Annotated in this window: 23 protein-coding genes; all 23 read left to right on the top strand. The window is 44.7% G+C overall.

Annotation, left to right across the window (positions count from 1 at the left end; translation table 11 throughout):
• The first annotated feature begins 1 nt into the window (after nucleotide 1).
• The 23 genes from ACU1JV_RS05115 (at nucleotide 2) to ACU1JV_RS05005 (ending at nucleotide 24462) form a co-directional block, all read left to right on the top strand.
• Nucleotides 2-1108 carry a TIGR04053 family radical SAM/SPASM domain-containing protein gene (locus ACU1JV_RS05115; protein WP_413986775.1) on the top strand — a complete coding sequence of 369 codons (1107 nt, stop codon included), beginning with the start codon at nucleotides 2-4 and terminating at the stop codon, nucleotides 1106-1108.
• Nucleotides 1101-2522 carry a protoporphyrinogen oxidase gene (gene hemY, locus ACU1JV_RS05110; protein WP_413986774.1) on the top strand — a complete coding sequence of 474 codons (1422 nt, stop codon included), beginning with the start codon at nucleotides 1101-1103 and terminating at the stop codon, nucleotides 2520-2522. Before ACU1JV_RS05115 ends, hemY begins: the two co-directional genes overlap by 8 nt.
• Before the next feature lie 109 nt (nucleotides 2523-2631).
• Entirely contained in the window at nucleotides 2632-3339 is a 708-nt protein-coding gene (locus ACU1JV_RS05105; RefSeq protein WP_413986773.1) for a DUF542 domain-containing protein, read from the top strand.
• Nucleotides 3340-3385: 46 nt separating this feature from the next.
• Nucleotides 3386-4237 carry a molybdate ABC transporter substrate-binding protein gene (modA, locus tag ACU1JV_RS05100; RefSeq protein WP_413986772.1) on the top strand — a complete coding sequence of 284 codons (852 nt, stop codon included), beginning with the start codon at nucleotides 3386-3388 and terminating at the stop codon, nucleotides 4235-4237.
• Between the two features lie 2 nt (nucleotides 4238-4239).
• A complete protein-coding gene (gene modB, locus ACU1JV_RS05095; RefSeq protein WP_238791056.1) occupies nucleotides 4240-4911 on the top strand; it encodes a molybdate ABC transporter permease subunit in 672 nt (223 codons plus the stop codon).
• Between the two features lie 198 nt (nucleotides 4912-5109).
• Nucleotides 5110-8784, top strand: a complete 3675-nt coding sequence (locus ACU1JV_RS05090; protein WP_165081898.1) for a nitrate reductase subunit alpha — start codon at nucleotides 5110-5112, stop codon at nucleotides 8782-8784.
• Nucleotides 8774-10363 carry a nitrate reductase subunit beta gene (gene narH / locus ACU1JV_RS05085; protein WP_016324613.1) on the top strand — a complete coding sequence of 530 codons (1590 nt, stop codon included), beginning with the start codon at nucleotides 8774-8776 and terminating at the stop codon, nucleotides 10361-10363. The genes ACU1JV_RS05090 and narH overlap by 11 nt, the downstream gene beginning before the upstream one ends.
• On the top strand, nucleotides 10356-10922 hold the full coding sequence (gene narJ, locus ACU1JV_RS05080; protein WP_013372382.1) for a nitrate reductase molybdenum cofactor assembly chaperone: 567 nt from the start codon (nucleotides 10356-10358) through the stop codon (nucleotides 10920-10922). The genes narH and narJ overlap by 8 nt, the downstream gene beginning before the upstream one ends.
• Nucleotides 10919-11602, top strand: coding sequence for a respiratory nitrate reductase subunit gamma (gene narI, locus ACU1JV_RS05075; protein WP_013372381.1), 684 nt, complete (start codon nucleotides 10919-10921; stop codon nucleotides 11600-11602). The genes narJ and narI overlap by 4 nt, the downstream gene beginning before the upstream one ends.
• Nucleotides 11603-11647: 45 nt before the next feature.
• Entirely contained in the window at nucleotides 11648-12100 is a 453-nt protein-coding gene (locus ACU1JV_RS05070; RefSeq protein WP_013372380.1) for a GAF domain-containing protein, read from the top strand.
• Nucleotide 12101: 1 nt separating this feature from the next.
• Nucleotides 12102-13166, top strand: a complete 1065-nt coding sequence (locus tag ACU1JV_RS05065) for an ATP-binding protein (protein WP_413986771.1) — start codon at nucleotides 12102-12104, stop codon at nucleotides 13164-13166.
• Nucleotides 13167-13173: 7 nt separating this feature from the next.
• A complete protein-coding gene (locus ACU1JV_RS05060) occupies nucleotides 13174-13821 on the top strand; it encodes a response regulator transcription factor (RefSeq protein ID WP_040103856.1) in 648 nt (215 codons plus the stop codon).
• Between the two features lie 206 nt (nucleotides 13822-14027).
• Entirely contained in the window at nucleotides 14028-15224 is a 1197-nt protein-coding gene (locus ACU1JV_RS05055; protein WP_025679251.1) for a nitrate/nitrite transporter, read from the top strand.
• Between the two features lie 108 nt (nucleotides 15225-15332).
• Nucleotides 15333-16352, top strand: coding sequence for a ThiF family adenylyltransferase (locus ACU1JV_RS05050; RefSeq protein WP_413986770.1), 1020 nt, complete (start codon nucleotides 15333-15335; stop codon nucleotides 16350-16352).
• An 86-nt stretch (nucleotides 16353-16438) separates the two neighbouring features.
• Nucleotides 16439-16882, top strand: a complete 444-nt coding sequence (locus tag ACU1JV_RS05045) for a molybdenum cofactor biosynthesis protein MoaE (RefSeq protein WP_025679247.1) — start codon at nucleotides 16439-16441, stop codon at nucleotides 16880-16882.
• Nucleotides 16875-17108 (top strand): MoaD/ThiS family protein, encoded by a 234-nt coding sequence (locus ACU1JV_RS05040; RefSeq protein ID WP_025679245.1) that lies wholly within the window; start codon nucleotides 16875-16877, stop codon nucleotides 17106-17108. The genes ACU1JV_RS05045 and ACU1JV_RS05040 overlap by 8 nt, the downstream gene beginning before the upstream one ends.
• Nucleotides 17109-17177: 69 nt before the next feature.
• Nucleotides 17178-18194, top strand: coding sequence for a GTP 3',8-cyclase MoaA (moaA, locus tag ACU1JV_RS05035; RefSeq protein WP_013372373.1), 1017 nt, complete (start codon nucleotides 17178-17180; stop codon nucleotides 18192-18194).
• A gap of 10 nt (nucleotides 18195-18204) precedes the next feature.
• Entirely contained in the window at nucleotides 18205-18390 is a 186-nt protein-coding gene (locus ACU1JV_RS05030; protein WP_413986769.1) for a hypothetical protein, read from the top strand.
• Between the two features lie 202 nt (nucleotides 18391-18592).
• Nucleotides 18593-19417 (top strand): BglG family transcription antiterminator LicT, encoded by an 825-nt coding sequence (licT, locus tag ACU1JV_RS05025; RefSeq protein ID WP_025679241.1) that lies wholly within the window; start codon nucleotides 18593-18595, stop codon nucleotides 19415-19417.
• A 116-nt stretch (nucleotides 19418-19533) separates the two neighbouring features.
• A complete protein-coding gene (locus ACU1JV_RS05020) occupies nucleotides 19534-21450 on the top strand; it encodes a beta-glucoside-specific PTS transporter subunit IIABC (protein ID WP_413986768.1) in 1917 nt (638 codons plus the stop codon).
• A 28-nt stretch (nucleotides 21451-21478) separates the two neighbouring features.
• Nucleotides 21479-22936 (top strand): glycoside hydrolase family 1 protein, encoded by a 1458-nt coding sequence (locus ACU1JV_RS05015; RefSeq protein ID WP_413986767.1) that lies wholly within the window; start codon nucleotides 21479-21481, stop codon nucleotides 22934-22936.
• Nucleotides 22937-23162: 226 nt separating this feature from the next.
• Nucleotides 23163-23999 (top strand): methyl-accepting chemotaxis protein, encoded by an 837-nt coding sequence (locus ACU1JV_RS05010; protein WP_413986766.1) that lies wholly within the window; start codon nucleotides 23163-23165, stop codon nucleotides 23997-23999.
• A gap of 112 nt (nucleotides 24000-24111) precedes the next feature.
• On the top strand, nucleotides 24112-24462 hold the full coding sequence (locus ACU1JV_RS05005) for a hypothetical protein (protein ID WP_413986765.1): 351 nt from the start codon (nucleotides 24112-24114) through the stop codon (nucleotides 24460-24462).
• The last annotated feature ends 32 nt before the right edge of the window (nucleotides 24463-24494 follow it).

Below are 24494 nucleotides of genomic sequence, written 5' to 3'. Positions count from 1 at the left end.
AATGATATCTTTGCAAACGCCACGAGATTATCGCGTAGACCCGTTTATCGTCATTTGGGAGGTAACAAGAGCTTGCGCATTAAAATGCCTTCACTGTAGAGCGGAAGCCCAATATAAGCCTGACCCTCGTCAGCTGACATTTGAAGAGGGCAAAAAGCTGCTTGATCAAATCGCCGAAATGAATCATCCATTAGTGGTTTTCACAGGTGGAGATCCGTTATCGCGTCCTGATTTATTTGAGCTGGCTCAATATGCAATTGAGGAGAAAAAACTATCGGTTTCAATGACGCCCAGTGCTACCCCAAAAGTGACACGAGCAGCGGTCGAAAAAGCAAAGCAGGTTGGTTTATCACGGTGGGCTTTTAGCCTGGATGGTTCATGCGCGGACATTCACGATCATTTTCGAGGGACTGTGGGTTCTTATAATACGACCATGCGGGGAATTGGCTATTTGAAGGAATTGAACATTCCTATCCAAGTGAACACAACCGTGTCCCGATACAATCTTCACGATCTGAAGCGAATTGCAGAGAAGGTAAAGGAAATGCAGGCGGTGTTATGGAGCTTGTTTTTTCTCGTTCCAACCGGGCGTGGTATGGAAAAAGATATGATTACTCCTGATGAGCATGAGGCTGTAATGAAGTGGTTGTATCAGATACAGCAACAGATGCCCTACGGTGTAAAGGCTACCGAAGCACCTCACTATCGAAGGGTGGTTCTACAGGAAAAGCACAAAGCAGGACAGCATAGTGCAACGTTCGAACAAAAAAGGGCAGATGTTCTGGGGCGTGCCCCTAAAGGTGTAAATGATGGAGATGGATTTGTTTTTATCAGTCATATCGGTGAAGTGTACCCGAGTGGTTTCCTGCCGCTAACATGCGGGAATGTACGAAAGGATAGTTTGGCCCATATTTATCGGAACTCTCCGATTATGAATAATCTTCGGGATAAATCTCTGCTTAAAGGAAAATGTGGAGTCTGCGAATTCAATACAGTCTGTGGAGGCTCCAGAGCAAGGGCTTTTGCCATCACAGGAGATTACTTAGAGAGTGATCCATATTGTGCATATATGCCTGGAGTGGGGAAGGAAACGTGCGCTTATGAATAAAAATGCTAAAAAAGTTGTGATCCTTGGTGGAGGAATAAGCGGTTTAAGTGCCGCTTTTTATGTGAAAAAGCTGGCAGAGGACAGGCAGCTTGAAGTGGAGATTACACTGGTGGAGAAAAGCGATCGCCTGGGAGGAAAGCTGCAAACGGTTCGCCAAAATCATTTTATGATTGAAAAAGGACCGGATGCTTTCCTGGCCAGAAAGACGGCTATATTGGATTTGACTATGGAATTGGGACTGGAAGCTGATTTGGTGTCAACAAATCCGAAGGCCAAGTCGGCCTCCATTTTGCATAAAGGGAAGCTGCACACCATGCCGATGGGCTTTATTTTAGGTATTCCAACCAAGCTAACTCCCTTCATTCGGACAGGGTTAATTTCTCCATTGGGAAAAGCGCGCGCAGCCATGGATTTGATCATTCCAGCCAAGAAAGGTGATATGGATGAATCTCTGGGAGATTTTATCAAGCGGCGTCTAGGTAAAGAGGTGTTGGAGCAGATTACAGAGCCTTTGTTATCTGGTATTTACGCTGGCGATACGTATTCTCTTAGCCTCAAGTCAACCTTCCCTCAATTTAAACAGATGGAACAAAAGCATGGAAGTCTGATTATAGGTATGGCTAAAGGGGCGGGGAGAAAGTCGGGTGCACCTAACAAATTGCCGGAAATCGCCAAGAAAAGCATGTTTCTTTCCTATCGACATGGATTATCGACCATCGTGGAGCGGTTAAAGGAAAAGCTCGACACTGTCCAATTTGTGATGGAGCAGCGTGTGGCTGAGATAAGAAAAGAGAACGGTTATCAGGTAGTCCTGGACCAAGGACAAATCATAGATGCAGATGCAATAATCTGCGCTATTCCAGCCTTTGAGGCAGCTAAATTATTTTCCGATATCGCAAGTGTAAGTTGGCTCCATAAGATCAATTACGTTTCGGTAGCGAATATTTCCTTGGCGTATAAAAATTCAGACCTTCATCTTTCCTATGAGGGTACAGGATTTTTAGTTCCTCGTAAGGAAGGAAAAATGATTACGGCCTGTACTTGGTCATCTACAAAGTGGAGCCATACCGCACCTGAAGGGTATACACTCTTACGGACTTACATTGGTCATGCAGGTGCACAGGAGTGGGTTCAGATGACAGACGAGGAACTGGTGGAAGCTGCCCGCAAAGACCTGAAAGATTTAATGGGGATCGAGGCTCAACCTGAAATGACCGAGGTCAGTCGGTGTATTCAATCGATGCCACAATATCCGATTGGGCACAAAGAGCAGATGGCGAAGGTGAGACATGATTTGTCACAGTATTTTCCGAATGTATTTCTTTGTGGCGCTGGTTATGGAGGCGTTGGCATTCCAGATTGTATCGCTCAAGGCAAAGAAGCAGCTGAACAGCTGGTCTCAGGTTTTTTATAATCAGGCTCTTTCCACGAGTGAAAAAGGGATCACCCTAATTGGTTCAGCCTTGAGAGAGACATAGAATGAGAGTTGAGTATAAAACTGAAGTAAGATGGGGGAATGAAAAATGAGCCAGTTAACGGAAGAAACATGGGTAGCGGACATTGTGAAAGAAGTACCCAAAACAAGTGACTTGTTCCGTAAACTACGGATTGACTTCTGCTGTGGCGGGAAAATATCACTCCGTGAAGCAGCTGCCAGCCGGGGGCTTCACGCTGGTGAACTGCTGGCGCGGGTGCATGAAGTGGAGGAAAATCAGGCACGGCACAAGCAAATGCAACCTTCCTCACTCGAACCCAAAGAACTAATTGCCTATATTCAGAATGAGTATCACACAAAGTTATGTGAAGAACTAGCGGCGCTCACACCGTATATTACCAAACTAACGCGGGTTCACGGCGAACGTTATTCGCACCTAAAGCGAGTGAATGAACTTTATACCTTGCTTAAACAGAAGTTAACGATACATATTCAATTCAAGGAAAGCCTCCTGTTTCCGTTGATTCAAGCGTTTTTTCAAGACTCGGCATTTGAGCGTGTGGACGCACTTCACTTTCATTTATCCGAGTTGCAAGAGGAGCATCAAGCGGTTGTGGATATACTGCAGGAGCTGCGCTTGATTACCAATGGTTTTGAGCCGCTGCAGGAAGCTTGTGGTACGCATCGACTTGTATTGAAGCGTTTGGAGGATCTGGAAGCGGACATTTATAATCATATTCTTCTTGAGAATTGTACCTTAGTTGAACGTACCAGACAGGCACAACTCCATTCATAATGTAACCTCTCACTTAATGACAGGCTGAACGTAAGGAGCCAATAAAATGAATAGATTTGTTAAACATAGTCAGGCACTCTTTTTTATTTTTGCCATTGTGTTATTACTTGCGGGGTGCGGTGCGGGGCAACAATCAGCTTCAAGTGGTAGCAGCACGGCTCAGAATGAGGTCTCCGGCCAGGATTCATCGAACAAGGCTGAAACTGTTGATCTGACCATTTCCGCAGCCGCGAGCTTAACAGATGCACTCAAAGAAATTCAACCGTTGTACGAATCATCCCATAAAGGTATTAAATTGAATTTCAACTTTGGTGGTTCTGGTGCACTGGAAAAGCAGATTGAGCAAGGAGCTCCATCGGATTTGTTTTTGTCTGCTTCGAAGAAAAACATGAAGTCTCTCGTAGATCAGCAGTTAATCGAGAGCAATCAACAAAAAACATGGCTGACGAACGAGTTGGTAGTGGTGATCCCTGCAGACGGGACGATGAGCATCACGAGTGTAAAGGATTTAACGCAAAGCGAAGTGAAAAAGGTAGCAATCGGTATTCCTGAGAGTGTTCCTGCAGGCAAATATGCACAGGAAGCACTGACGAACGTAAAGCTTTGGGATGTGCTACAGGACAAGCTCGTTCAGGCAAAAGATGTTAGACAAGTGCTGCAATATGTGGAAACGGGTAACGCAGATGTCGGATTTGTGTATAAGACAGATGCGTTGACTTCGCAAAAGGCGAAAATTGCCTTTGAGGTGGACTCTAAAACTTATTCAACGGTTGAGTACCCTATCGGGATTATCAAAGCTTCCAAGCACATCCAAGAAGCCGAAAGCTTCTATGAATACCTTCAATCGCAAGAAGCTCTGAATATTATGGCTAAGTATGGATTTACCATACCGAAGTGAGCATGCAGGCTATAGATTGGAACGAATATTGGCCTCCGATCCGATTATCGTTACAGGTTGCACTGTTATCCAGCGTTTTGGTGATCCTACTAGGCTTGTTTGCGGCATGGTCCATGTCGCGGTTAGGATTATTCAAAGGGAAAACACTCGTTGAAACCGTGCTTATGCTGCCTTTGGTACTCCCACCAACGGTAGTTGGATTTTTACTGTTAATCTTACTCGGACGAAAAAGTTGGTTTGGACGTTTGGTGGAGCAATGGTTTGGCGAGCCTATTGTATTTTCATGGTGGGCTGGGGTTGTGGCCGCGGTGGTTGTGGCTTTTCCTCTAGTCTATCGAACACTGAGAATGGGATTCGCTTCAGTGGATCAGGACTTGGAAAACGCGGGACGCTCAATGGGGGCAAATGAATGGCAGGTCTTTCGATATATCACCTTTCCGTTGATTTTCTCTTCTTTTAAAGCGGCCTTTATACTCGGGTTTGCCCGTGGGCTGGGCGAATTCGGGGCTACGCTGATGATTGCCGGAAATATTCCGGGTAAAACACAAACGATCCCTACAGCCATCTATATTGCAGTAGATTCTGGTCATCTTCCTATGGCCTGGGTATGGACATGCTCTATTATACTGATTTCCTTTATGATGCTCCTGTTAACAGGCCAAAAGAAAAATTAATTTATTCATACAAGCTTCCCTCTGGTAGAGGGGGCTTTTTTTGTATCTTTCCATAGAACGAGGGATTTTCTATAGCGCTATAGGACATTCCCTAATGGGAACGGAGATGAATGAATTACATAATGAGAGTAAGCGAATGAATCTTCCCCGTGAGTTTGCGATGGGCTGATTCATTCTGAAAAGGAGCGTTGATCACCGATGAAAAAAAAATACAGTCTCAACTTCTTCAAGCCAATCGAGAGCTATTCTGGAAATTGGTCAATCCTTGAAGAAAAAAATAGAGAATGGGAAAACGTGTATCGCCAGCGTTGGTCTCATGACAAAGTGATTCGTACGACGCATGGTGTTAACTGTACTGGCTCCTGTAGCTGGAAGGTTTTTGTTAAGAATGGCATCATCACCTGGGAAAATCAGCAAATCGATTACCCCTCCTGCGGTCCAGACATGCCGGAATTTGAGCCGCGTGGATGCCCGCGTGGGGCTTCATTTTCTTGGTATGAATACAGCCCGTTACGTGTGAAATATCCATATATGCGCGGTAAGTTGTTGCGACTCTGGCAAGCTGCCCTCAAGGAGCATAGCAATCCGGTAGACGCATGGGCCAGCATTGTGGAAGATCCAGAGAAAGCCAAACTCTACAAATCGGCTCGCGGCAAAGGCGGCCATGTTCGTGTGGCTTGGGATGATGTTCTGCACCTGATTTCGGCTCAATTAATTTACACAATCCGTAAGTACGGTCCTGACCGGATTGCAGGCTTCACCCCCATTCCGGCGATGTCAATGATTAGCTACGCCTCGGGAGCTCGGTTCATTTCTCTGCTTGGTGGGGAGATGTTGAGCTTTTACGATTGGTATGCCGATCTTCCGCCTGCTTCTCCTCAAATTTGGGGTGAGCAAACGGACGTACCTGAATCCTCAGATTGGTACAACGCAGGTTATCTGATCATGTGGGGCTCGAACGTGCCGCTTACCCGGACGCCAGATGCCCATTTTATGACGGAAGTACGCTATAAAGGAACGAAGGTTGTATCCGTGGCTCCGGATTTGGCGGAAAATGTGAAGTTCGCTGATAACTGGCTTGCACCTAATCCAGGTACAGACGCCGCTGTGGCACAGGCGATGACGCATGTCATTCTGGATGAGTTCTATCAAGAACGCCAGGAACCTATGTTCATTAACTATGCCAAGCAATATACAGATATGCCATTCATGATTCTGCTTGATCCCCACGAAGGAGCCTGGAAAGGCGGACGTTTTCTGCGGGCCAGCGATCTGGGGGATGCTTCACAACATGCAGATTGGAAACCGGTCATATTCGATGAAGTAGCAGGCGAAATGATGGTTCCGAACGGTACAATGGGACAGCGCTGGGAGCAAGATAAGAAATGGAATCTGATCTTGGAGCGGGAAGACGGAACAAAGGTTGAACCTGCGCTCACGGTGGTAGGTCATGACGAGCAATGGGAAGAAATCATATTCCCTTATTTTGATAACGCAGGTAACGGAACGTTTAAACGTGTCATTCCGGCGAAAAAAGTACGTCTGGCTGATGGTTCAGAGCGTTTCGTAGCCACCGTATATGATTTGATGATGAGCCAGTATGGTGTCGCTCGCAATGATAGCCCTCATAATGCAAAGGACTATTACGATGCAGCTTGTCATTATACTCCTGCCTGGCAGGAAAAGATCACGGGAGTCAAGGCATCGGTTGTAGTGCAAGTTGCTCGCGAATTTGCTCAAAACGCAATCGACACCCAAGGACGTTCTATGATCATTATGGGGGCGGGTATCAATCACTGGTTCAACAGTGACACCATTTATCGCTCCATCTTGAACCTGGTCGTGCTGACTGCTTCTCAAGGTGTCAACGGCGGAGGCTGGGCGCATTATGTAGGTCAAGAGAAGTGCCGTCCTATTGAAGGCTGGTCAACGATTGCCTTTGCAAAAGACTGGCAGGGACCGGCTCGATTGCAAAATGCTACTTCATTTTTCTATTTTGCAACAGAACAGTGGCGCTATGAAGAAAGTGGCACCGACACATTGAAATCACCGACTGCGGGAGATGTCAGTTACCAGCATCCGGCGGACTACAATGTGCTTGCTGCCCGGTTGGGTTGGATGCCTTCTTACCCGCAGTTTAATAAAAACAGCCTGCTATTCGCTGAAGAAGCAGCGCAATTAGGCAAGAAGTCAAACGAGGAAATCATTAACCATACTGTGGAAGAGATTAAATCGCGTAAGACCCGTTTCGCTATTGAAGATCCAGGGGCAGCAGAGAACTTCCCGCGTTCACTCTTTATTTGGCGGTCCAACCTCATTTCCAGCTCGGCCAAGGGACAGGAATATTTCATGAAGCATTTGCTCGGAGCCTCCGACGCGCTGCTTGCCCGACCGAACGAAGATCAGAAGCCAGAGGAAATCGTTTGGCGGGAAGATGTAGAAGGAAAGCTTGATTTGATGGTCGCACTTGATTTCCGGATGACCACAACGCCATTGTACGCGGATGTCGTACTTCCGGCGGCAACCTGGTATGAGAAGACGGATTTGTCCTCAACAGACATGCACCCGTTCGTACATCCATTTAATCCGGCGGTAAATCCGCTTTGGGAATCCCGCTCAGACTGGGATATTTACCGTCAGCTGTCTGAAACCTTCTCGAACATGGCCAAAGTGCATCTGCCGGGAATATATAAAGACCTTGTAACTGCACCGCTTGGACATGATTCTATAGGCGAAATTTCGCAGCCGATGGGTCTTGTCAAGGATTGGACGAAGGGCGAGGTCGCTGCTGTACCGGGTAAAACTATGCCTAATTTCAGCATCGTAGAACGCGATTACACGAAAATCTACGATAAGTATGTCTCGCTCGGTCCCAATTTGGCTACAGGAAAAACGGGCGCGCACGGCGTTAGCTTCTCGGTAGCGGAGGAATATGAGGAATTGAAGAAGCTGAACGGGGTCTATTACGATGAGTCCATCAAAGATGGACTGCCGAAAATCCAGACAGCTCGCCAAGTGGCCGATACGATCCTCCATCTGTCGTCGGCAACCAATGGTCGTGTCTCCCAAAAAGCCTACGAAGAGGCGGAAAAGGATCACGGAGTGAAGCTGATGGACATCTCAGCCGACCGCGCTGCCGAGAAAATCACGTTCCAAAGCATTACAGCGCAGCCGCGTGAAGTTATACCGACACCGGTATTCAGTGGCTCCAACAAACAGGGACGTCGCTACTCGCCATTTACCACGAATATTGAGCGTCTCGTTCCGTTTCGGACTTTGACAGGCAGACAGCATTTCTATATCGATCATGAAATCTTCCAGCAGTTTGGGGAGTCGCTGCCTATCTATAAACCGACTTTGCCACCGATGGTATTCGGCACGCGTGATCGGGAAATCAAGGGTGGTCAGGATTCACTGGTGCTTCGTTATCTGACTCCACACGGGAAATGGAATATTCACTCCACCTACCAGGATAATCAGCATATGCTTACGCTATTCCGCGGAGGTCCTACGGTATGGATCAATAACGAAGATGCAGCGACTCATGCTATTGCCGACAATGACTGGCTGGAGGTGTACAACCGTAACGGTGTCGTAACCGCCCGGGCAGTTGTCAGCCACCGGATGCCAAGAGGAACGATGTTTATGTACCATGCTCAAGATAAGCACATTCAAGTGCCAGGCTCCGAAATCACGGATACACGCGGGGGCAGTCATAATGCGCCAACAAGAATTCATCTCAAACCGACCCAGATGGTTGGTGGATACGCTCAGCTTAGCTACGGATTCAACTATTACGGTCCGATCGGCAACCAGCGCGATGTGTACGTAGCGGTACGTAAAATGAAGGAGGTTAACTGGCTTGAAGATTAAAGCTCAAATTGCCATGGTCATGAACCTGGATAAATGTATTGGCTGCCATACGTGCAGCGTGACGTGTAAAACAACTTGGACAAACCGCAAAGGTGCGGAATATATGTGGTTCAACAACGTGGAAACCAAACCTGGTATTGGGTATCCAAAACGCTGGGAAGACCAGGAGCAGTATAAGGGCGGCTGGCAGCTTCGCAAAGGGAAGCTTGAACTGAAGTCAGGGAACAAGCTGTCCAAGATAGCGCTAGGTAAAATTTTCTACAACCCCGATATGCCTGAAATGAAAGATTATTATGAGCCGTGGACTTACAATTATGAACATTTGACCAACGCTAAAGAGCAGAAGCATTCTCCGGTAGCACGTGCACAATCTGCTGTAACAGGCGAAAAAATGGATCTGAATTGGGGACCAAACTGGGAAGACGATTTGGCAGGCACCCATGTGACAGGACCTCTTGATCCCAATATTCAGAAAATCGAAGAAGAGATTAAATTCAATTTCGAAAAGTCATTCATGTTGTATCTCCCTCGGCTTTGCGAGCACTGTCTGAATCCGAGCTGTGTCGCGTCCTGCCCTTCGGGTGCTATGTACAAACGGGACGAGGATGGCATCGTGCTCGTGGATCAGGAAGCATGTCGCGGCTGGCGATATTGCATGACGGGTTGTCCATACAAGAAAGTGTACTTCAACTGGCAGACGAACAAAGCAGAAAAATGTACCTTCTGCTTCCCGCGCGTGGAAGCCGGGTTGCCAACCGTCTGCTCCGAGACATGTACTGGACGAATTCGTTACCTTGGCGTTCTATTGTATGACGCGGATAAGGTGCAAGAGGCTGCTTCTAAAGAGGATGAGAAAGATCTGTATAAAGCACAGTGTGATTTATTCTTGGACCCAAGTGATCCGGCAGTGATTGCGCAGGCCAAAAAAGATGGGATCTCGCAAGACTGGATTGAGGCAGCGCAGAACTCACCGGTCTACAAGCTTGCGATTGAATATAAGCTGGCATTCCCGCTTCATCCGGAATACCGCACGTTGCCGATGGTCTGGTATGTACCACCACTTAGTCCGATCATGAATTACTTTGAAGGGAAAGACTCCATCGAGAATCCGGATATGATCTTTCCAGCTATCGAAGAAATGCGCACGCCTATTCAGTATCTTGCCAATATGTTGACGGCGGGCGACACCCAGACGGTGAAAGAATCGCTGCAGCGGATGGCTATGATGCGCTCCTATATGCGCGCCCAGTCCACAGGACAATCTTTCGATGAAAGCCGTCTGGAACGCACTGGCATGACAGCACGTCAGGCAGAGCAAATGTACCGGCTTCTGGCCATTGCCAAATACGAGGACCGTTTCGTCATTCCGACATCGCATAAAGAGGGTTATGCCAATCCATATCGCGCCCAAGGAGCTGCCGGTTACGGTGATACTTTAGGGACTATGGATAGTTGTGGAACTCAAGGAGCTGGCTGTAGCGGTTGTAGCCTGGGAAGCTCCACAGGAATGGAAGAGCCTTCGAAAACAGGCAAGCAAATGTATGAAGAAAACTTCTACGGGGGTATTTGGCGTGATTAATGTAGCGAAACTGTATGAATTCAAGCCTTCATTCGGGTTTTTCGCCCAACAACTCATGTACCCAGAAAAGCTGGATTTTCATCCGGCTTTTCTGGAAGCATCCTTTAATCCGGATCATCCTGCGTATACGCATGCTAATATGTACTGGTCTTTGATGCAAGAGTTTAGTATGGAAGAAATCCAGGAAATGTATACGGAAACTTTTGATTTTCAAAAAAATTGCGCACTATATATGACTTACTTCAAGTTCGAAGATGCAAAGGAAAGAGGACAAATGCTGGTCAAGTTAAAGGTCCTCTATGAAATGTATGGTCTTGAAATGCCAGATGGAGAGCTGCCTGATTATCTGCCGCTCATGTGTGAATTTCTATATGCCGCTGAATGGGTGCAGGATGCAAAGACGACAGAAAACTTCCGCATGCCCATCGCGATTTTGGAAGACGGCACCTATCATTTGCTTAAAGCGCTGGAAAAAATGGAAAGCCCGTATTTTCATCTGGTCAAGGGACTGCGCGAAACGCTTAAAGCTTGCGTAGAACAGGAGGCAGCCGCGTTATGATGATGGAGCAGTTTTTATGGGTCATTTTCCCTTATATGTGCGTGGTCATCTTTATCGTAGGTCATATCTTCCGCTATAGAACTGACCAGTTCAATTGGACGGCAAAATCGAGTGAATTTATTGAAAAGAAACAATTGATGATTGGAAGTCTCTTATTCCACTTGGGGATTATTCCTGTTATATTTGGTCATGTGTCTGGTCTGGGCATACCCAAAACCTGGATGCATGCGCTGGGTGTAAACGATCATCTATATCACATTGGAGCGGTCTATATTGGTGGAATATTTGGGGCTATGACGTTCCTGGGGATGTTGATACTTACCTCTCGACGTTTTACAATTCGTAATGTGCGCCGTTTAAGTACAGCTTCTGATTTGATTGTAAATGTATTGCTGTTGGCGCTTGTATGCATGGGGATGTTTGCAACTCTCGTAACGAATGCGGTACAGCCTGAATTCGATTATCGGGAGACGATCTCAATCTGGTTCCGCGGCCTGTTCATATTCCGTGTCGACCCGACACTGATGAGAGATGTACCGATTTCTTTCAAGCTTCATGTACTTATGGGTTTTGCGATTTTTGCGTTCTGGCCGTTTACCCGGCTTGTACATGTGTGGAGCGTTCCGTTGAATTATGTGCGCAGAAGTTATATCCTGTACAGAAGACATAAATCGAACTAGGAAAGCGGGCCCTGCCTTCTTTCCTAGTTTTATTAGGAGAGAGTGATGAATAATAAGATGGATTATCAAAGGGAGCTTGAGCGAATACGCGAACATTTCGGTTATGATTTTATGGCACTTGCTCTGGTTGAACCGGCCGAATATCAATACGTCATTAAATGGAAAAATGCCGCTGGCAATTTAAATGATCGATTTAAGCGGATTGTGCTGCAATCTGGAAAGGGCATAGCAGGAGTCGTGTTTAAAACCGGGAAGTCTGTCTTTATTCCATCTGTTCATCAATATGTTGGGGCAGAGAACCTATTTAACTATCCGATCGTTCAATCCGAAAAGCTCAAGAGTCTCGGGGCTGTGCCTCTGTGGAACGATGCTCGCGTCGCGGGCGTACTATTGGGTGGATTTCGAGAAGAACAACTGATGACCGAAGCCATGATGCGTGATTTGGAAGCCTTGGCACATGAGGGATTTGGAGAGTTGAACGGGAAGGAAGTGATTTGAATTGACATTGTCTATAGGGACAGACTCTTTGAGTGCGCTAATGGTAAAGATGTTTGAGAACAGCACAGAAGCTATCTTCTTTTTTGATAGGGAAGGGAAAACCCTAGCCATGAATCCGGCGGCTGAGGAGATTGTAGGCGATGACGTTCTCATTCAACTCTATGAAGGACAGGACAGAGCTTTATGCGGAACATGCAGGGGTTATACAAGCGACACAGAGCCTCGCACCTGCCTTGACTGTTACTTCAATGTGCCTGAATCCGACAAATTTGCTTCTTTTCAAGTCTATTTGGAAACCAAAAGCAATGGCATGGTTCCCTATGCCGCTTCTTTTCACACCGTTGATTCTACAAATGGAATCCGGGTGCTGATGCTGAGAGATTTGACCCCGCAATTTCAGACGCAGGAAAAATTATATCAAAACAAAATGATGAAGCATGTCATTGAAGCACAGGAAAATGAGCGAAAACGGCTTTCCAGGGAACTGCACGACAGTGTCGCCCAGGAATTGATGAGCGCGGTTGTTGAACTACGGGTGCTAAAATACATGACGAATGATGATCAGCTCATTAAAAACATGAAGCAGACGGAAGCATCCATGACACGCTTGCTGGATGATATCCGTAACCTGTCTGTGGAACTTCGTCCGGCCACCCTTGATGATTTTGGTCTTGAAGCGGCATTTCGCTCTCACTTTAAGCGGGTCGAGCAAAGCTTTGGTTTAGTGGTTGAGTTTGTATCTGATCTTCCCCAAAAGCGGTATGGAAGTGAAAAAGAAACAGTCATATACCGTGTCTGCCAGGAAGCTGTGCTCAATGCGTTGAAGTATGCGCAGGTCGATACCATTAAAGTTTCTTTGTCCGAGCATGAACATTCACTTCGTTTGACTGTCGAGGATAATGGGATTGGCTTTGATAAAGGGGGCAAGCCTATTGGAACGGGACTTGGCTTGTATGGTATGCAGGAGCGGGCAGAGCTGGTAGGCGGAAGTTTTGGCGTCCTTTCGAATGTCGGTCAAGGCACCAAAGTCTTTTTACAAATTCCGATTGGACATGAGGAGGAATAGAAACTTGATCAAAATTGTATTAGCGGATGACCATGCCATTGTACGAAGTGGATTTTCCATGATCCTCAACTTCCAATCGGATATGGAGGTTGTCGGGACAGCTGCAGACGGTATTGAAGCGTATACTATGGTAGCTAAGCATAAGCCGGATATTCTCATTATGGACCTTAGTATGCCGCCAGGCGAAAGTGGATTGATTGCCACAGGCAAAATTAAAGAAGACCACCCTGACACTAAAATTCTGATTTTGACCATGCATGACGACGAAGAATATCTATTTCATATTTTGAAGAACGGTGCTTCAGGGTATGTTTTGAAAAATGCACCTGATGAGGAGCTATTGCTTGCCATACGCACCATTCATGGGGGCGGGACGTATATCCATCCTAAAATGGCTACTTCTCTCGTGCGTGAGTTCATCAAAAAAGACACAACATCACAAACAGAGGATCCATATGAGATCCTGTCCAAGCGTGAGCTGGAGATTCTCCCTCTGGTCGCAAAGGGATACGGTAACAAGGAAGTTGCCGAAAAACTGTTCATCTCTGTCAAGACCGTGGAAGCTAACAAAGCTAAAATCATGGAGAAATTGAATTTAAAAAGCCGGCCTGAGCTGGTCCAATATGCTTTAAAGAAAAAAATGCTGGATTTTTAGTTTATGAAGAAGATTATCTTTCATCCAATAATATATCTGGAATAAATCAAGTAGCTTCTTACGAGAAGCTGCTTTTTTATTTTCAGGGACTCCCCTGACCGGGAAAGGGGAGTCCCCTATATTCGAAAGGAAGGCTAGCGGCTACAATGGGAACAGAAAAATACAAATCAAACATTCGACAGAATAAAGTTGAAAAGGTGAGTTAAATGATTAGAAAAATGCAGTTGCCACTACAAACATTGAACCTGATTCTTGGATTTATGGTATGGGTTATCATTTCATCTCTCATGCCGTTCATTACGGAGGATATTGCTATTCCACCCGGAAAATTGGCTATGGTTACGGCGATTCCGGTCGTGCTTGGATCGATTTTGCGCATTCCGCTTGGTTATTATGCCAATATTTTCGGGGCAAGAATCGTTTTTCTCGTTAGCTTTGTTTTGCTTTTGTTTCCGGTCTACTATATCAGTGAAGCTTCTACGATGACGGATTTAATTATCGGTGGCTTGTTCCTTGGAATTGGGGGAGCGGTGTTCTCGGTTGGGGTGACTTCGTTGCCAAAGTATTATCCGAAGGAAAGACATGGCTTTGTCAATGGGATGTATGGTGTGGGCAACCTGGGGACAGCGGTAACGACCTTCTCCGCTCCGATTGTAGCGACGCAGGTAGGATGGGCACTTACAGTTAAGCTGTATCTGATCCTGTTGCTTGTTTTTATCGTTTTGAATTTCTTCTTTGGGGACCGTCATGAAACTAAAGTCAAAACCCCCATTATGGAGCAAATCAAAGGAGTTTACAAAAATGAAAAGCTTTGGTTTTTCTCGCTCTTTTATTTTATTACGTTTGGTTCATTTGTAGCGTTCACGGTGTATCTACCGAATTTCCTCGTATCGAACTTTGAACTGGATAAAGTGGATGCAGGGATGCGTACAGCAGGCTTTATCGCGATTGCCACATTCTTCCGCCCTATCGGTGGCTGGCTGGCGGATCGTTTTCAGCCCTTGTTCCTGCTGGTAGGTACGTTTGCTGTGTATACGGTTGCTGCGATTCTTCTGGCTTTTTCACCAGATATCACACTGTATACCGTAGGGTGCTTGGCTATCGCTGTGAGTGCGGGAATCGGGAACGGTGTCATTTTCAAGCTAGTTCCATTTTATTTTAATAAACAGGCAGGCATAGTGAACGGAATTGTATCCATGATGGGTGGTCTTGGTGGCTTTTTCCCTCCGATCTTGTTATCGACGATTCATGCGGCTACTGGCCAATATTCCATTGGGTTCATGTTACTCTCCCAAGTGGCATTGGCTAGCCTGATTCTCGTCATATGGCTATATTATCAAGCACGTTTCCCTGTAGCTGCCGAGCAGAACCACTTTGAGAAACAAAAGGAACTTCAGCAGTAAAGCATTAAGAGTGAAGAAATTATAAAGGCACCTTTAACGTTTCTAGCGAGAGCCACAGGAATAAGCACAAAGTTAACGATCGCTCTTCAACGTTAGGGGGACATTGTGATGAAGGAACGTTATTCAAGACAGATCTTATTTAGACCCATCGGCAGTGAAGGACAACGTAATCTGTCTGAAGCTGTTGTCACCATTATCGGCTGCGGGGCACTAGGTTCCGCCATTGCTGAAACATTAGTAAGAGCGGGCGTCGGAGAGATTCACCTGGTTGACCGTGATTATGTGGAGACATCGAATCTGCAACGTCAGCAGTTATTCACGGAGCAGGATGCTGTACAAATGCTCCCCAAGGTTATGGCTGCTGAAAAAAGACTGAAGGCGATACGAGAAGACGTACGCTTGTATACCTATCTCGACAGCCTGGATGCCGGGCTTGCTCAAGAGCTTGCTGGTAAAAGCACATTGCTGATGGATGCAACGGACAATTTTGAAACTCGGTTACTTATAAACGATGCTGCACTAAAGGCTGAAATTCCATGGATTTACGGCGCCTGTGTTGGAAGCACAGGCGTTGTTTTTCCATTCGTGCCGGGCAAGTCGGCATGTTTTCGCTGCCTTCTGCCTTCGCTGCCAGCGATCAATCAGACCTGTGATACGGCTGGAATCATATCGCCTGCTGTCCAAGTGACGGCCGCCCTCCAATGTGCAGAAGCCATGAAGTGGCTGAGCGGCAAACGTGATAAGATGCGCAGCAAGGTTCATCTATTTGATCTATGGGAAAATAATCAAATGGACATAGGGATTTCCCGCATCCGGAATCAGGATTGTCCAACCTGTGGAGAACAGCCTGAGTTTCCTGCACTGACAGCAACCCATCGCTCGGCATATGCGGCGCTGTGCGGGCGGGATGTGGTGCAGGTTCTTCCAGACCCTCATCGTCCGATCACGCTGGACGATGCAGAGAAGATGGGCAGACTTATGGCGGAACATGTAAAAAGGACCCCTTATTTCGTTGAATTTTATGCCTTTAAGCATCGAATGATTTTATTTAAAAACGGAAGACTCCTCATTCACGGGATCGGAAGTGTTGCCAGAGGTCAAAAGCTATACCATCAGTTGTTTGGTTGAACAAGAGATATAGATCTGATAAATGTAAATAATGTATAGAGTTTTCATAGCAGAGTAGCTTGTTAGGTGGCTGGAAGGTGGAAAAGATGAGAGTATTTGAAATCGTGACGGAGCCCATTCTTCCGCAGACTTATGCAGACTATGTCTTAAGACCGGAAGCGGGAGCGGTGACCGTGTTTACGGGGCATGTAAGAGAGTGGACCCAAGGCGTGCGGACATTATATCTTGCTTACGAGGCTTATGTGCCTATGGCCGAGAAAAAGCTTGCAGAGATTGGCCGCGAAATTGAACAGAAATGGGAAGGGACAAGAGTAGCAATTGCACATCGGATTGGTGAACTTCAGATCGGTGATATTGCCGTTGTCATCGCCGTCTCCTCACCACACCGCTCGGATGCATATCAGGCGAATGAATACGCAATCGAGCGAATCAAGGAAATCGTTCCAATCTGGAAACGAGAGATTTGGGAAGACGGAACGCAATGGATCGGACAACAAAAGAAAAAACCGGAGGAAATCAGTCATGATTAAGCTGTACTATTTTGCAGGACTCCGTGAGGTGACGGGGAAATCTGAAGAAATGGCAGATTTGGCAGGACAAACTGTAGGAGAATTATGCAGTTGGATTACAGATAAATATCCAGATATGCCGATCAAGTCTACACGAATTGCAGTAAACGAAGAGTACGCGTTGCTTACAGATGTACTGCAGGATGGAGATATCGCAGCTTTTATTCCGCCTGTTAGCGGTGGCTAGTGAAAATGCTCGTCATGTGTCCATTTCTGCAACGTCAAATACAGCTAATGAAAAAAAGAAGGTGGTCACATGAGTTCACATTCACTGAAAGACCTATTGCGGCGTCCGATCCGCGATTTACGTATATCTGTTACGGATCGCTGCAATTTCCGCTGTTCCTACTGTATGCCAAAAGAAATTTTCGGCGACGATTTTGCCTTTCTTCCCAAAAGCGAATGCCTATCGTTTGAAGAGATCCATCGCCTTACGGAGCTCTTTGTAGGCCTTGGGGTCAAAAAAATCCGGCTCACAGGCGGTGAGCCATTAATGCGGCCGAATCTTCCCGACCTTGTCTCCCGAATTTTGTCTATCAACGGAGTGGAGGATATGGGGTTGACCACAAATGGCTTGCTACTAGGGCAACAGGCTCAGCGCCTCTATGATGCGGGGCTGCGACGACTGAATGTCAGTGTAGACGCTCTGAACCCCGAGCTATTTGGGCGAATGAATGGACGGGGCATTAAGCCTGCTTTTATTTTGAAGCAGATTGATTGTGCAAGAGAAATCGGATTTGAGATCAAGGTCAATATGGTGGTTCAAAAAGGTGTTAATGATTCTGAAATTTTGCCGATGGCCGCTTATTTTAAGGAGCAGGGAATAACCCTTCGTTTTATTGAGTTTATGGATGTAGGTAACGATACCGGGTGGAGCTTCAAAAAGGTAGTAACAAAAGAAGAAATTATTGAGCGTCTTAAGAATGCGTACGAGCTGGAGCCGATAGATCAAAATTACTTTGGAGAAGTGGCAAAACGTTACCGTTATAAAGACAGCGACGCGCAAGTTGGCTTTATTACTTCGGTTTCTGATTCATTTTGCTCATCCTGCACGCGTGCCCGTTTATCTTCTGATGGCAAGTTTTATACGTGTTTATTTGCTTCAGACGGATTCGATTTGCGTCAGATGCTTCGTAACGGGGCGAATAATGAGGAACTACTCGATGCGATTACTTCAGTATGGGAACAACGTTTAGATCGGTATTCCGATGAACGTACTGAAGAGACTGCAAACAACCGAAAAAAAATTAACATGTCCTATATTGGGGGCTGACATTTTTATCATGGCAATGGGCCGTATTCAAGGTTTTGCCCCCAAAAAGAAAGCGCAAACATTTTTGTTGGCAAAACTTAAATTTGATGTTATTATGATCTTGGGATTGTTACTGAAAAGGCAAAACCCGGGACATGGAACTGGATTTCCATGTGTTGGGTTTTGCCTTTTCTTTTTGTATACAGATTTGCAATAACACAGAAAGGTGAGTGATGATGTAGGGCTTATCTCTCTTTATGAATGCGCTTTCAATACAATGGAGTTGTAGATCTTTACTGCACTTTACAGTTTGTTTGCAATGAAAGTTGATCGGCTATTACCGTCTTGTGACCTATCTGAAATATCGCCCAGCATCTAAATCCTTTTTTAAATTATTACGGGATCAGGGGGCAGCCAGAATGATCATAACAAAGATATTTAATAATAACGCCATAATAGCCAAAGATTCAAAAAGGCATGAATTTGTTGTTATGGGTCGTGGAATTGCATTCAAAAAGAATGCAGGAGAACAAGTAGAAGAGCATTTAATTGAAAAGGTGTTTGTACTTAAACAAAAAGATGCTTCAGAAAAATTTAAATTATTGTTAGAGGATGTCCCTACAGAATATGTTTCGTTATGCTATGACATCATTGAATATGGAAAAAGCATATTGGAAGCACAACTGAGTGACTATGTATATGTTTCGCTTACAGATCACATGAACAATGCATTTAAAATGTTTGATGAAGGGTTTAAAAATGCGAACCCGCTCATCTGGGAAATTAAAAAATTTTATCCTAAAGAATTTGGAGTTGGCTTAAAAGCACTGGAGTTTATTGAAGACGAGACAGGTAAACGATTGTCTGAAGATGAAGCAGGGAATATAGCTCTTCATTTAATCAATGCTCAAGTAAACGGCTCCAACCATAAAGTAACTGATGTCGCTCAGCAAACTCAAAAAATACAGGATATCTTAAATATTATTAAGTACTCTTACAATATTACGCTAGACGAACACTCGACCAGCTATGAACGATTTATTACACATTTAAGGTTTTTCTTTCAGCGGTTAATTCAAAAAGAAAAATTAGCACTGGAAGATGATTTTCTATTAAGGCAAGTGAAAGCAAAATACAAAAAAGCTTACAGCTGTATGCTGAAGATTGAGAAATACTTGGACACGGTATTATCAGATGAAGAAAAACTGTATATAACGATTCATATTCAGCGCGTAACTCAATGACCAATTGAATAACTCCTTGGATTGTTACTGGTAATGCAGGCGAAACCAACCTAGATCGAATTTGATCTATTTTGGTTTTGCCTTTTTTTATAAATACAAATAAAGGGGCAGTTACAATGAAGTATGAGACATTAGCACAAGACATCATCAGAAATGTCGGCGGCAAAGAAAATGTAAATAGTCTAACTCATTGTATTACACGCTTGCGATTCAAGCTAAAAGATGAAAATAAGGCCAATACAGAGGTTCTGAAAAACATGGATGGTGTTGTCACTGTGGTAAAAAGCGGCGGGCAATACCAAGTGGTGATCGGTAATCATGTGCCCGAGGTTTATGCGGATGTTGCCACGATAGGTGGTTTCCAGGCAGGTGACTCAGAAGAAGCATCAGGTGAAAAAGTGAGTTTGTTCAATAGGTTTATTGATACCATTTCAGGTGTATTTACACCCACGCTGGGTGTCTTGAGTGCCACGGGTATGATTAAGGGCTTTACAGCATTGTTTGTAGCCTTGGGCTGGTTGACCGCAACATCAGGTACCTATCAAATTCTCAATGCTTTAGGAGATTGCTTGTTCTACTTCTTCCCTATTTTCCTGGGGTATACGTCGGCCAAAAAGTTCAATGCCAACATTTTTATAGGTATGGCGATCGGGGCGTCACTTGTTTATCCAACCTTTAGCACGATAACAGCCTCGGGTAAACCGCTATACACTCTATTTAGCGGCACTATATTTGAGTCACCAGTATACATCACCTTCTTAGGTATTCCGGTCATTCTGATGAGCTATGCATCAACTGTTCTTCCGATTATCATATCCACCTATGTAGGCGCAAAAATAGAAAATTTCTTTAAAAAGGTCATCCCTAGCGTAGTGAGAACATTCTTGGTACCGTTTTTCACCTTGTTAGTTATTGTTCCATTAGCACTGATTGTGATTGGACCGCTCTCGACTTGGGCAGGTCAACTGCTTGGCGCAGCAACGCTCTTTGTGTATAACTTAAGCCCAATTATAGAAGGTACCATCATGGGTGCTTTCTGGCAGGTATTTGTTATTTTTGGATTACACTGGGGTCTTGTTCCTATCGCTATGAACAACTTGGCGGTGCTCAAATTCGATCCGATCCTTGCTGCAACGTTGGGAGCTTCCTTTGCTCAAACAGGTGTTGTGCTGGCGATTTTGTTCAAAACCAAAAACGTAAAGCTGAGATCCCTTTCCATTCCAGCGGTCATCTCCGGGATCTTTGGTGTGACAGAACCAGCGATTTACGGGATTACATTACCACGTAAGAAACCATTCATTTTAAGCTGTATAGCGTCTGCGGTAGGTGGCGGTATTATAGGCATGATGGGAACGAAAGGCTATATTATTGGCGGCTTGGGCATTTTCGCGATTCCGAGCTATATCAGTCCATCAGGAATAGACAGCGGATTTTATGGGGCTGTTATCGGTATCCTGGTAAGTTTCGTATTAGGCTTCTTGCTTATGTTCTTTGGCGGATTCAAAGATGATGAGGTGAAAGAAACGAAAAAAGAAGCGAGTACAACAGGGGCAGCAAAAGGAGGGGAAGTATTAGTAAGGCAGGAGACGGTGATCAGTCCGTTAATGGGTGACGTAAAGCCTTTATCTGAGGTAACTGATGAAGCCTTTTCCACAGGTGCTTTGGGTAAAGGGATTGCCATTGAGCCTTCCGAAGGCAAGGTTGTTTCACCTGTAGATGGTGTATTAACATCCTTATTTTCGTCAGGTCATGCCATCGGAATTACCAGTGATCAGGGTGTGGAGATCCTCATCCATGTAGGCAAGGATACGGTCAAATTAAAAGGTAAACATTTTTATCCCAAAGTAAAACAAGGGGAAGCCGTCAAAAAAGGGCAATTGCTCATGGAGTTTGATATGGAGGCGATCAAAGAGGCAGGTTACGTTCTGACTACCCCTGTGATCGTTGCCAACACTGCTAGTTACTTGGATGTCATTGAAACAGAGAAGAAGACGATTGGTTATAAAGAGGATTTATTGACGGTCATGGTCTAAGCTACCCATATTTTAGGAGGAATGAACAATGAAACACAATATAACTAAGGAATTTCCACAAGGATTTTTATGGGGAGGGGCCACGGCTGCTAACCAATTTGAAGGTGGATATAACGTGGGTGGTAAGGGACTAAGCACTGCTGATGTCATAACAGCCGGGACGCATACTGTTTCCCGAAGAATTACGCCTGTGTTGGAAGAAGGCATGAACTATCCAAGTCACGAGGCGATTGATTTCTACCATCATTATAAAGAGGATATCCGATTATTTGCTGAAATGGGTTTCAAGGTCTTTAGAATGTCGATTGCTTGGTCCAGAATATTTCCTAACGGAGATGATACAGAGCCGAATGAGCAAGGCTTGCAGTTCTATGATCGTGTGTTCGCAGAATTAAAAAAGTACAACATTGAGCCATTGGTTACAATCTCACATTATGAAGCACCGTTTCATTTAACCCAAAAATATAATGGCTGGTCAGACCGCAGAGTCGTCGATTTTTATGTAAGATATTGTGAAGTGCTTTTTAACAGATACAAAGATGTCGTAAAATACTGGCTCACCTTTAATGAAATCAATATCTTAACCTTATCTTTCGGAGCGTTCATGGCCGGAGCGATGATGCCAGAGGGAAATGGAGAGCTTGCCCATGCTACAGTGAAGGATGAGCAGGTATTGTATCAAGCTTTGCATCATCAATTTGTAGCCAGCGCAAAGGCGGTAAAGCTAGGACATGAGATTAATAAGGATTTTAAAATTGGCTGTATGATTGCTTATATGTGTTCATATCCACTTACCTGTAACCCTGATGATGTTTTGCTGGCTCAACAAAAGGATAATTTGAGTAATTTCCTATGCTCAGATGTTCAAGTAAGAGGTGCTTATCCGGGATATGCTAAACGATATTTTAAAGAACATAATATCCAAATTACGATGCAGGACAATGATGAGGATGTCTTAAAAGAAGGTTGCGTAGATTTTTATACCTTCAGTTATTATTCATCTACTTGTGTCAGTGCAGACCCCAATCAGGAGAAGGTGGGTGGCAATTTATCCATGGGATTAAAGAATCCCTACTTAAAAGCAAGCGCCTGGGACTGGCAAATCGATCCACAGGGATTGAGATGGTCCCTCAATAACATTTATAACCGATATGAAATTCCGTTAATGGTTGTGGAGAATGGTCTGGGTGCTGTGGATACCGTGGAAGAAGATGGCTCCATTCAGGATGATTATCGAATTGATTATTTGAAGCAACACATTGAGCAAATGAAAGAAGCCATTGCTGATGGAGTAGATTTAATAGGTTATACGCCTTGGGGATGTATTGATCTGGTAAGTGCGGGAACCGGTGAAATGAAAAAACGCTATGGATTCATATACGTCGATAAGGATAATGAAGGTAAAGGGACACTTGCCAGATCCAGAAAGAAGAGCTTCTATTGGTATAAGAGCGTGATCGAAACCAATGGAGAACAGCTGGATTAATGCTTCGTGTGTGTCTTCAAAAAGTTGTACAGTCAGCGCGTGCCTATTCCATAGGTATGCGCTGTTTGGATTTAAAAACGACTCCCCTTCAGGAAACTACGGTAAATGTATACAAATTAGGGACTCAACCTAGCCAATAGTATGTTAATTCACTAAACACATGGGATGAAAATGTCGAAATAGAGGGTAGGATGGATAACAAAATATAAGGAAGTGGATACATATTATGAATCAAGTAGAAGCTGTTTTGACTGCCATGCCGTTTATCAGAGAAGCTGCACGACAAGATATTTTAATTTCCGTAATGGATAGGGAAAAATTTCTATTCTTTCAGTCGGGTAAAAGTTTAGTCTATGACTTCAAGGCAGGCGACCCTCTTCCTGATGTACACAAGAACTTCAAAATGCTAGTAGGCGGAGAAAAGACCAGAGTGCGTTATGATGCCGAAGTTTTTGGGTTTGCTGCTGATTCTTACTTTCATCCGATTAAGAATGAACAGAATGAGATCGAGGCAGTAATGTGCATCACCTATAGTACGGATAATCAAGATCAACTGAAGAAGTTGATGAGTCAAGCAGAGGATGTTACAAGCAAGCTAGTTGAAGGGATTCAGCATGTGGCAGCACATTCGGAGGAGCTTAGTGCGACGGCCGAGGACATTTTAAGCAATACGAAAAAGGCGGTTGAGGATTCTGGTAATGTGACTGAGGTGGCAGGCTACATCAAGGAAATTTCAGAGCAGACAAATTTGCTTGGATTAAATGCAGCCATTGAAGCTGCTCGGGTGGGTGAGGCAGGAGCAGGGTTTGGAGTTGTCGCTGCAGAAATCCGCAAGATGTCTACGGGCACTAAGGAAGCAACTGGACGAATCGAGCAATCCTTGCAAGCTGTCAGACAATCCGTTTATAACATGGAACAAGAGATTACGCAGATTACGGTATCTTCCCAAGAGCAGGCCAAGCTTGTGTCGGAGTTTATGAATATTATCGATCAATTAAATGAAACTAACCAAGGTTTGAGAGGTTTAATAGAGAAAATCACGAATGATATTGATGCAAAATAAAGATTGAAAAAAAGTCTCGGTCTGTGAATTGTGCATTCCGTCATGGAAATGTAGATCACAGGGCGAGACTTTTTTTAAGTTTATAGATGAATAACTTGGAGTGGATACATGTATGAATTTGAATGGGTTGAATGAACAGAGTTACACAGAACTAGAGGATTATTGGGTGCGTGTATTTCTAAATGTAGTACAAGATCAGGATAAGGAGAACTGGGTGATTCCTTATTACAACACATCTTTTTCTAATGGTCAGAAAATCATGGATATGAACCCCATTTTTTCGGCTAAATCAAAATTAAGTCATAAATCCATCAGAATCATTCAAGAAACGGTTCATGAAGAGGATGACGTACACTATTGGTTAGATACGAATGGGAAAAACGAATTAGTTATTATTTGTTCCTTATCACAGCAACATGTGCACAAGGTAAAAGGGATCATTAAACGCTGGATTTATGAATGAGATCCATTATCCATAATCAAATCTTTTCCGAT

This window comes from Paenibacillus sp. T2-29, assembly GCF_052921365.1.
This window is presented reverse-complemented; position numbering and strand designations above follow the sequence as displayed.